Origin of the sequence: Actinoplanes xinjiangensis (assembly GCF_003148685.1) — a bacterium.
GTDB classification, from domain to species: Bacteria; Actinomycetota; Actinomycetes; order Mycobacteriales; family Micromonosporaceae; genus Actinoplanes; species Actinoplanes xinjiangensis.
Window position 1 is genome coordinate 81906 of sequence record NZ_QGGR01000036.1, and the last position, 6337, is coordinate 88242.

8 protein-coding genes and 1 tRNA gene are annotated in these 6337 nt (G+C 71.0%); 3 read left to right on the plus strand and 6 right to left on the minus strand.

Annotation, left to right across the window (positions count from 1 at the left end; genetic code table 11):
* The first annotated feature begins 24 nt into the window (after nucleotides 1-24).
* From BC793_RS43125 to BC793_RS43135, 3 genes are read left to right on the plus strand one after another with little or no spacing between them, the layout of a single operon-like run.
* Nucleotides 25-756 (plus strand): FadR/GntR family transcriptional regulator, encoded by a 732-nt coding sequence (locus BC793_RS43125; protein WP_109602441.1) that lies wholly within the window; start codon nucleotides 25-27, stop codon nucleotides 754-756.
* Nucleotides 753-1580: a sterol desaturase family protein gene (locus BC793_RS43130; protein WP_109602428.1), complete on the plus strand. Its 828-nt coding sequence runs from the start codon at nucleotides 753-755 to the stop codon at nucleotides 1578-1580. The genes BC793_RS43125 and BC793_RS43130 overlap by 4 nt, the downstream gene beginning before the upstream one ends.
* The gene (locus tag BC793_RS43135) at nucleotides 1577-2164 is read left to right on the plus strand and encodes a lysoplasmalogenase family protein (RefSeq protein ID WP_109602429.1); all 588 of its coding nucleotides are present in this window, start codon (nucleotides 1577-1579) and stop codon (nucleotides 2162-2164) included. The genes BC793_RS43130 and BC793_RS43135 overlap by 4 nt, the downstream gene beginning before the upstream one ends.
* Nucleotides 2165-2175: 11 nt before the next feature.
* Here the strand turns inward: BC793_RS43135 and BC793_RS43140 are convergent.
* From BC793_RS43140 to BC793_RS43165, 6 genes are all read right to left on the minus strand, one after another.
* A tRNA-Cys gene (locus tag BC793_RS43140) sits at nucleotides 2176-2248 on the minus strand.
* Nucleotides 2239-3405: an ankyrin repeat domain-containing protein gene (locus BC793_RS43145; RefSeq protein WP_109602430.1), complete on the minus strand. Its 1167-nt coding sequence runs from the start codon at nucleotides 3403-3405 to the stop codon at nucleotides 2239-2241. Before BC793_RS43145 ends, BC793_RS43140 begins: the two co-directional genes overlap by 10 nt.
* A gap of 239 nt (nucleotides 3406-3644) precedes the next feature.
* The gene (locus BC793_RS43150; protein ID WP_109602431.1) at nucleotides 3645-4211 is read right to left on the minus strand and encodes a Uma2 family endonuclease; all 567 of its coding nucleotides are present in this window, start codon (nucleotides 4209-4211) and stop codon (nucleotides 3645-3647) included.
* 94 nt (nucleotides 4212-4305) lie between these two features.
* Nucleotides 4306-4659, minus strand: coding sequence for a DUF1304 domain-containing protein (locus BC793_RS43155; protein ID WP_170167352.1), 354 nt, complete (start codon nucleotides 4657-4659; stop codon nucleotides 4306-4308).
* A 189-nt stretch (nucleotides 4660-4848) separates the two neighbouring features.
* Nucleotides 4849-5973 carry an acyl-CoA dehydrogenase family protein gene (locus BC793_RS43160; protein WP_109602432.1) on the minus strand — a complete coding sequence of 375 codons (1125 nt, stop codon included), beginning with the start codon at nucleotides 5971-5973 and terminating at the stop codon, nucleotides 4849-4851.
* A gap of 176 nt (nucleotides 5974-6149) precedes the next feature.
* The coding region (locus BC793_RS43165; protein ID WP_249037418.1) for a type II toxin-antitoxin system Phd/YefM family antitoxin at nucleotides 6150-6337 on the minus strand (188 nt) is incomplete at its 5' end.

The window sequence follows — 6337 nt, forward strand, 5'->3', positions numbered from 1 at the left end:
GTGATGGCGGGCACACTGCCCGCCATGACGTTCGCACCACTCGACCGGCAGTCCGTCTCCGACCAGGTGTTCGGCCGGCTGCGTGACGCCGTCCTCGGCGGCCGCTACGCAGCCGGCGACGCCCTGCCCGGTGAGCGCGACCTGGCCGCCTCCTTCGGGGTCAACCGGCACGCGATCCGCGAGGCGCTGCGCCGCCTCCAGCAGCTCGGCCTGGTCCGGGTCAGCCAGGGCGGCGCCACCCGGGTGCTCGACTGGCGGGCCACCGCCGGCCTCGACCTGGCCATGGCCCTCACCCAGGCCGGTGACGTGCTGCCGGTCCCGACACTGGCCCGCGACATGATGGAGATGCGGGCCGGCATCGGTGCCGACGCGGCCCGGCTGTGCGCCCTGCGCGCCACTCCCGAGGCCCGCGCCGCGGTCGCCGGGGCCGTCGAGGACTACGCCGCCGCGGTTCCCGACCTCACCGCGATGGGTGTGGCCGACCTGACCGTGTGGCGGCGCATCATCGAGGGCTCCGGCAACGTCGCGTACCTGCTGGCGTACAACAGCCTCACCGCCGGGGACCTGGCCGTCGGCCACGTGCCGCCGCACCTGCGGGCCGCCGAACTGCTCGACGTCGCCCTCCACCGCCGCCTCGCCGCCCTGATCACCGACGGCGACGCCACCGGCGCGGAACGGGCGGCCCGGGCCCTGCTCACCCCGGCCGTGCCTGCGCCCGGCCCGGCCGCCTCCGCCGAGAACGCCGAACGCCGATGATCCCCGCCGTCCTCTACGCCGTCCCGGCGTTCCTGCTGCTGATCGTCATGGAGTTCCTGTCGTTCCGGTTCCTGCCCGACGACGAGGAACGCGGGTACGAAGCGCGCGACACCGCCACCAGCCTGTCCATGGGCCTGGGCAGCCAGATCATCGGCGTGCCGTGGAAACTGGTCACCGCCGTCGTGTTCGCCGGCCTCTACGTGATCAGCCCGTTCCAGCTGGACCCGCACGACTGGTGGGTGTGGGTGCTGCTGTTCTTCGCCGACGACCTCGCCTACTACTGGTTCCACCGGCTGCACCACGAGGTACGGGTGCTGTGGGCCAGTCACGTGGTGCACCACTCCAGCCGGTTCTTCAACCTGTCGACCGCGCTGCGGCAGACCTGGACCCCGATGACGGCCCTGCCGTTCTGGCTCGGGCTCGCCGCCCTCGGCTTCCCGCCCTGGATGATCTTCCTTCAGCAGTCGATCAGCCTCGGCTACCAGTTCTTCCTGCACACCGAGCGGGTCGACCGGATGTGGCGGCCGATCGAATGGTTCTTCAACACCCCATCCCATCACCGGGTGCACCACGGCTCCAACGACCCCTATCTCGACCGCAACTACGGCGGCGTCCTGATCGTCTGGGACCGGCTGTTCGGCAGCTTCGAACCCGAGGGTGAGAAGGTCGCCTACGGGCTGACCAGCAACCTCCAGACGTACAACCCGCTCCGGGTGGCCACCCACGAGTATGCGGCGATCTGGCGGGACCTGCGCGGGGCGACGACCTGGCGGGACCGGGCCGGCTACCTGTTCGGGCGGCCCGGCTGGCAGCCCGCGCCATGATCCTCCGGATCTTCACGGTGGTCGCGGCGATCGAGATCGTCGCCGTGGCCGCGGACTGGACGGTCGTGCAGTGGCTGACGAAACCACTGCTCGGGCCGCTGCTGATCCTCTACCTGCTGCGGCGGGGGCGACGCGACCTCGTCACCGTGGCGCTCGGATTCGCCACCGCCGGCGACATCGCCCTGCTGGTGCCGGGACAGGTCGCGTTCCTGGCCGGGATGGGATTCTTCCTCGGGGCTCAGCTCTGCCTCATCACGGCGTTCCGTCCCCTGCCCCGGCCCTTCGTGGCGGCGTACGGGCTGCTCTGGGCACTGGCCAACCTCCTGCTGTGGGAGCGGTTGGGTGCCCTGGCCGTACCCGTGCTGATCTGCAGCCTCGCGCTGACCATGATGGCCGCGGCAGCAGCCGGCATCTCCCGGCGTGTCGCCCTCGGCGGTCTGCTCTTCCTGATCTCCGACCTGCTGATCGGCCTCGGCGCGGCGGGCCTGCGGCCGCCCGCACACGGGGTTCTGGTGATGACCACCTACGCCGCCGCCCTCGCCCTGATCACCACCGGATGGGTGCGCGCGACCCGGCCGGCCTGACATCCGGGGTGCGGGCCCTGCCGGATTCGAACCGGCGTCCTTCGGCTGTGCAGGCCGACGCGACGACCTCTGCGCTACGAGCCCGCACCAGCCGTGATCATAGCGGCGAGTTCTCTCAGGACGGTCGCCCGGTCACGCATCCGCTCGTCGCCCGAACGGTCCGCGGCGTGCGCGGCCTGCGCGGCCAGCATCCGCAGCCGGGGCACGTGCTCCCGCACCTCCGCCGACGACGGCAGGTGCGCCGCCACCAGCCGCAGCACCTCCGGATCGTCGTTGTCGATCGCCCCGCCGACCGCGTCCGCCGTGACGACCGCACCCCGGTCCAGCAGCACCCGCGCCATCCCGGCGGTGACCGCGTGGGCGCCGGTCCGCAGCGTGTTCGTCACCGGAACCTTCCGCCCCAGCAGTCCCTCGACCGCCTCCAGACGCCGGTTGACCAGGGCGATGTCGATAGCGGTGAGACCGCCGCGAACCGGCTCGGCCAGATCGCAGCCGGCCGCGGCCAGGCGCTCCAGCAGGTCGGCGTCACCGGCCGACGCGGCCCGGTCCAGGGCCAGCCGCCGCAACCGCGGCTCCCCCGCGAGCGTCCCCGCGGCCAGCGCCGGCCGCCAGTCCAGAACGGTCCCGCGCACCAGGTCCCGGAGCTTCCGGGCGACCACCGGTTCCTCCTCGGCCAGCTCGTCGATCGCGTCCCGCAGCTCGGCTCCCGCGTCGGCGTCGTCGGCCACCCACGGATCGTCCTCCAGGGCCAGCTGCCCGAACAGCGCCCGCGCATCCCCCGCGAGCCCGGCCGCCCGATCGCCCTCGGTCAGCTCCCACCCCGGCGGCAGCCCCTGCTGCCAGTAGACGACCCGGCCGTGCCCCGGGCCCTCCGCGGTGTCCACATAGAGCCGGTCCAGATACTCGAACCCACCGAACGGCAGAAACCGCAGCGGCCCGGAATCCGTCTCGTGATCGATCCAGCCCCACAGGTCGAGGTAGCCGTCCGAACCGGGCCCGAACAGCTCCGTGAACGAGAGCTGCCCGTCCAGCTGGTAGTCGATGCGCCCACCGAAACTCGTACGCCACAACGCGACGAGCGCCTCCGGCAGCGGGCCGGCACACCGCGCCGCCACCGCCTCGAGGACCTCGTCGCCGGCCGGCGGCTGCGCCCCGAGAATCAGCCGGTCCGCGAAAACGGCGATCCCGGCCCCGGCGGCGATCCGCCGATCCTCTGCATCGAGCAGCGTCGCTGCACTCATGGGCTCACCATAGCCAACATCCTTTTCCGGTACGGGCCACCCCGCCCCACCGGAACCACGCCGTCCCGGGCCCACCCCGCGACGTCTCCACGGATCCGGGCCCGCGGCGCGGCCTCCGGGCGGAAGCCGCCGGTCACCGGTGCTACGCGCGGACGACCGCAACCCAGTCGCCGGCGTGCAGGCTCCCGTGATCCAGATCGGACCACCGCATCACGTTCGGCTATGTGAAGCGCAATTGATCAGACCTGGTGGCGACGGCGCAGCAGGGACGCCACCTCGATCTCGAACGGGAACGGCTCGTCGATCGTGAAGGTCTGGCCGGGCACCGCGACCCGCACCGGTTCGTAGTGGTCGCCGGCCAGTCGTTGCAGGTGCAGTTCCACCGAGTCCGGTGGCTGTTCCACCCGTAGGTACCACCCGATTCCGGCCGCCGCGTACAACTGTGGCTTCAGCAGCCGATCCGTTCCGGCGTTACTCGGCGAGACCACCTCGACGACGAGCACGGCCTCCGCGGCCTCGACCGTCGTCCCGATGTCGTCGGTATCCGCGACGACGATGTCGGGCTGCAGGATCCGGCTGTTCGCCAGCCGGAGATTGACGTCCTGCAGCACCAGCAGTCCCGACCGTTCAGCTGCGGCGTAGAGCCCCATGGTGAGCAGGAAGGCGATGTGCTGATGCCGCTTGCTCGGGGCAGGGCTCACCCACAGGCTCCCATCGATCAACTCGATCCGATTCGAGGTCTCGCCGAGCGCGAAGTATTCGTCCTCGCTCCACGGCTCCGGGTGCTCCAGCACTGCCACGCTCATCGGATCGCCTCACCTCTCGGCAGATTCTGCCCCAAGCGTGCCACGTCACGGCCCGCCCGTGCGGCAGCAACAGACGTCGTCGGCGGAGGCGGGGTCAGTGGGCCAGGAGGGTGGGGATCAGGGCCAGGACGGCGGGGACGGTCTGGACGTAGATGATGCGGCGGCTGGCGGTCACGGCACCGACGATGCCGGCGACGGCCACGCAGATCAGGAAGAAGACGATGGCGGCGAAACCTCCGCCGAGCAGGCCCCAGATCAGGCCGGCGGCGAGGAAGCCGTTGTACAGGCCCTGGTTGAGGCCCAGCACCTTGGTCTGCTCGGCGAACTCGGGGGTGAGACCGAACGCCTTGCGGCCCTGCGGCTTCGTCCAGAGGAACATCTCCAGGACCGCGATGTAGACGTGGATCAGTGCCACGATGGCGGCCAGGACGTTCCCGATGATCAGCATGGTGGGGAGACTACCTGCCCGGTGACCACCGCATTCGGCCCGCAGCGGGCGCTGCGGTCCGGGTCACGGACCACGTCGGCGGGTGGCTCACGGGACGGCTCGATTGCGGTCGGGGGCCCATGGCCGTACCGGAATGCGGTGGGGAACCTGGGACCGGGGAACCGGAAGCCGGCCGGCCGCGGTGACGGATCAGAGTCCGTAGGTCTTGCCGATGATCTCGCGCTGGATCTCGCTGGTGCCGCCGTAGACGGTCGAGATCAGGGTGGCGCGGACGTGGCGTTCCATGTCGTACTCGGTGGCGTAGCCGTAGCCGCCCATCATCTGCATGCCGGCCAGGGCGACCTGGCGGGCGACCTCGGTGGTCTTGAGTTTGACCATGGAGCTCTCGCGTGGGAGGACCCGGAGCGGGTCGCGGTCGACGAGGGTGGCGACCCGGTGGACCAGCAGGCGGCAGCATTCGATCTCGGTGGCCAGGTCGGCGACCCGGTGGCGCAGTGCCTGGAAGGAGCCGACCGGGCGGCCGAACTGCCGGCGCTGCCGGATGAAGTCCAGGGCGTCGTCGAAGGCTCGCTGCGCGGTGCCGAGCATGACGGCCGCCAGGATGAGGCGTTCGGTGTTGAGGCCGGCCATCAGCTGCCGCCAGCCCTCGCCGACGGCGCCGACGACGGCGTCGGCGGGCAGGCGGACGCCGGTGAGGTAGAGGTCGTTGACCTCTCTGCCGCCCATCGTCGCGATGCCGTTGATCCGCAGGCCGGGGGCATCCGCGGGGACCAGCAGCATGGTGAGGCCGTGGTGGTCGCCGGGGCTGCCGCCGGTACGGGCGACGAGCAGGACGGTGTCGGCGATGTGGGCGTTGGAGCACCACGTCTTCTGACCGTCGACGATCCAGCCGTCCCCGGTGCGGACCGCGCGGCAGGAGAGGTTGGCGACGTCCGATCCGGCTTCCGGCTCGGACATGGCGATCGCGTAGACCCGGCCGTCGACGAGGCCGCCGAGGACCGTCTTCTTCTGCTCGTGCGAGCCGCACCGCTGCACGGCGGCGGCCACGATCGCGCTGGTGGTGAAGCCGCCGACCGGGGCCTGGCCGTAGGCGGCGTGCTCCAGGAACAGGCAGGTGTCGACCATGCCGGCGCCGGAGCCGCCGTACTCCTCGGGAACGGTGACGCCGAGCCAGCCGAGGTCGGCCATCCGGCGGTACAGGCCGGGGTGGTGGGGGCTGTCGCCGCGCTGCTCGCGGGTGCCGGCCTCGCGGCGGCAGAAGTCGTCGACGGCTTCGGTGAACGCCTTCTGCTCGTCGGTGAGATCGATACTCATACCGCATCACCTCATGATCGCCGCAGGTGAATCGCTACGTCGACGGCGAATGTAACATATCAAATATCAAATCTAAGGGCTCGGTGCGCCGCTACCGGAATGCGGGCCAGTGCTCCGGCCTTCAGGCCGGGGGTGAAGGGCCGTGCTGGGAGGGCCGCCAAGGCCCGCGCAGTGCCTTAACCGCGCGCCTGCTCGCTGTGCTCGGCCACGGGGACCGGCACGATCGCGGCGATACGGCGTCCGTTACGGGTCACGTAGAAGGTCTTGCCCTGCACGGCGGTGTCGTTCAGGACGTCGGCCAGGTTCTTGCGCAGGTCTACCACGCTGATCTCGTTCGTCTCGGTCATGCCATCAACTGTACAGT